The 3218-nt window shown below is 46.8% G+C and carries 2 rRNA genes; both read right to left on the reverse strand.

The features are described 5' to 3' along the window. Positions 1–2: 2 nt before the first annotated feature. Positions 3–112 (reverse strand): 5S ribosomal RNA (gene rrf, locus HM984_RS17155). A 164-nt stretch (positions 113–276) separates the two neighbouring features. Next, positions 277–3105, reverse strand: a 23S ribosomal RNA gene (locus HM984_RS17160). Positions 3106–3218: the final 113 nt, after the last annotated feature.

Below are 3218 nucleotides of genomic sequence, written 5' to 3' on the forward strand. Positions count from 1 at the left end.
AAAAAAGGCGGTGACCTACTCTTCCACAGTAAAGCAGTACCATCGGCGCAAACGGGCTTAACTACTCTGTTCGGAATGGTTAGAGGTGAGCCCCGTCGCTATAACCACCTTAAGTTTTTATTCTGATTTTGGTCAGAACTTGGGTTGTTATAAATAATCAACACTAATATTGTTGACATATTGAAAAAATCACATGATATGTATCGTAACGTATACTTTAATAAAAAAACAGACTCGCTCATTAACCATTGCTGGTCGTCTGAGCGAAGTCGAAGTAACAATAAGCCTATGGGTTATTAGTACTACTTGGCTATGACATTACTGCCTTTACACCTATAGCCTATCAACGTGGTCATCTTCCACGACCCTTAAAAGAAATCTCATCTTGTGGTGGGTTTCGCGCTTATATGCTTTCAGCGCTTATCCCTTCCGAACGTAGCTACCCTGCAATGCTCCTGGCGGAACAACAGGTACACCAGAGGTTCGTCCAACTCGGTCCTCTCGTACTAGAGTCAGATCCACTCAAATTTCTAACGCCCACAGTAGATAGAGACCGAACTGTCTCACGACGTTCTGAACCCAGCTCGCGTGCCACTTTAATGGGCGAACAGCCCAACCCTTGGGACCTTCTCCAGCCCCAGGATGTGACGAGCCGACATCGAGGTGCCAAACCCCCCCGTCGATATGAGCTCTTGGGGGAGATCAGCCTGTTATCCCCGGAGTACCTTTTATCCTTTGAGCGATGGCCCTTCCATACGGAACCACCGGATCACTATGCTCTACTTTCGTACCTGATCGACCTGTATGTCTCTCAGTCAAGCTCCCTTATGCCATTGCACTCTACGCACGGTTACCAAGCGTGCTGAGGGAACCTTTAGAAGCCTCCGTTACTCTTTTGGAGGCGACCACCCCAGTCAAACTACCCACCAAGCACTGTCCCTGGTTAGAGGTTAGACTCTAGATAAGCAAAGGGTGGTATTTCAACAATGACTCCACAACGCCTAGCGACGCCACTTCAAAGTCTCCCACCTATCCTACACATTACTTATCCAAAGCCAATACTAAGCTATAGTAAAGGTTCACGGGGTCTTTTCGTCCCACTGCGGGTAATCGGCATCTTCACCGATACTACAATTTCACCGAGCTCATGGCTGAGACAGTGTCCAGATCGTTACACCATTCGTGCAGGTCGGAACTTACCCGACAAGGAATTTCGCTACCTTAGGACCGTTATAGTTACGGCCGCCGTTTACTGGGGCTTCATTTGAGATCTTCGAAGTAAACTTCTAAACCCTCCACTTAACCTTCCAGCACCGGGCAGGTGTCAGGCCCTATACATCATCTTTCGATTTAGCAGAGCCCTGTGTTTTTGATAAACAGTCGCCTGGACTTTTTCACTGCGGCCTTCCCGAAGGAAGGCGACGCTTCTCCCGAAGTTACGCGTCGATTTTGCCTAGTTCCTTAGCCATGAATCTCTCGAGCACCTTAGAATTCTCATCCCAACTACCTGTGTCGGTTTAGGGTACGGGCTGCTTCACTCGCTTTTCTTGGAAGTCGATTTGCTAGATTATCACCTTGACCGGAGTCTCAGTGTACTATCGCGGTGTTACCACTCGCTTCAACGTACTATTCCGTCAGTACGCACTAACTTTTCGCCTCCGTCACTTTTAGTGTGAGCAGGTACAGGAATATTAACCTGTTGTCCATCCACTACCCCTTTCGGGTTCGCGTTAGGTCCCGACTAACCCTCAGCTGATTAGCATAGCTGAGGAAACCTTAGTCTTTCGGTGTGCGGGTTTCTCGCCCGCATTATCGTTACTTATGCCTACATTTTCTTTTGTAGCTTCTCCAGCATCCCTCACAGAACACCTTCGACGACACTACAATGCTCCCCTACCACTTATTAATAAGTCCATAGCTTCGGTAATATGTTTATGCCCGATTATTATCCATGCCGAACCGCTCGACTAGTGAGCTGTTACGCACTCTTTAAATGAATGGCTGCTTCCAAGCCAACATCCTAGCTGTCTAAGCAGTTCAACCTCGTTTATTCAACTTAACATATATTTGGGGACCTTAGCTGATGGTCTGGGTTCTTTCCCTCTCGGACATGGACCTTAGCACCCATGCCCTCACTGCTGATTAACATTTTATAGCATTCGGAGTTTGTCAGGAATTGGTAGGCGGTGAAGCCCCCGCATCCAATCAGTAGCTCTACCTCTATAAAACTATAAATCAACGCTGCACCTAAATGCATTTCGGGGAGTACGAGCTATTTCCGAGTTTGATTGGCCTTTCACCCCTACCCACAGGTCATCCGAAGACTTTTCAACGTCAACCGGTTCGGGCCTCCACTGTGTGTTACCACAGCTTCACCCTGCCCATGGGTAGATCACACGGTTTCGCGTCTACCACTACTAACTAAAGCGCCCTATTCAGACTCGCTTTCGCTACGGATCCGTGACTTAATCACTTAACCTTGCTAGCAACGGTAACTCGTAGGCTCATTATGCAAAAGGCACGCCGTCACAGATCAAGTCTGCTCCGACCGCTTGTAAGCGTATGGTTTCAGGTTCTATTTCACTCCCTTATTCAGGGTTCTTTTCACCTTTCCCTCACGGTACTAGTTCACTATCGGTCTCTCAGGAGTATTTAGCCTTATCGGATGGTCCCGACTGATTCACACAGGGTTTCACGTGCCCCGCACTACTCAGGATACCACTATATCCACATTCTTTACTTATACCGGGCTATCACCGTCTACGGCTTGTCTTTCCAAACAATTCTAATTCATCCTGCTTCTAATATCGTGGTCCTACAACCCCAGCATTGCCGTAACAATACTGGTTTGGGCTAATCCAATTTCGCTCGCCGCTACTATCGGAATCACTTTTGTTTTCTTCTCCTCCGGGTACTTAGATGTTTCAGTTCTCCGGGTTTGCTCACCTTACGGTGTACTATATCTTCAATATAGTGGGTTGCCCCATTCGGATATCTACGGATCAATTTGTATGTGCCAATCCCCGTAGCTTTTCGCAGCTTATCACGTCCTTCATCGCCTCTGAGAGCCTAGGCATTCCCCATACGCTCTTATTTAGCTTATTGTGTACTTTTGTCTTTTTAATGAGTTACTATTTAGATTAAATCCGAAAATTTAAACTAAACTTTGTGCCTAATTACAAAGCTCGTAAGCTGTAATTAAACACTATTACTTTATA

This window comes from Winogradskyella pacifica (assembly GCF_013403915.1).
In the GTDB taxonomy this organism is placed as follows: domain Bacteria; phylum Bacteroidota; class Bacteroidia; order Flavobacteriales; family Flavobacteriaceae; genus Winogradskyella; species Winogradskyella pacifica.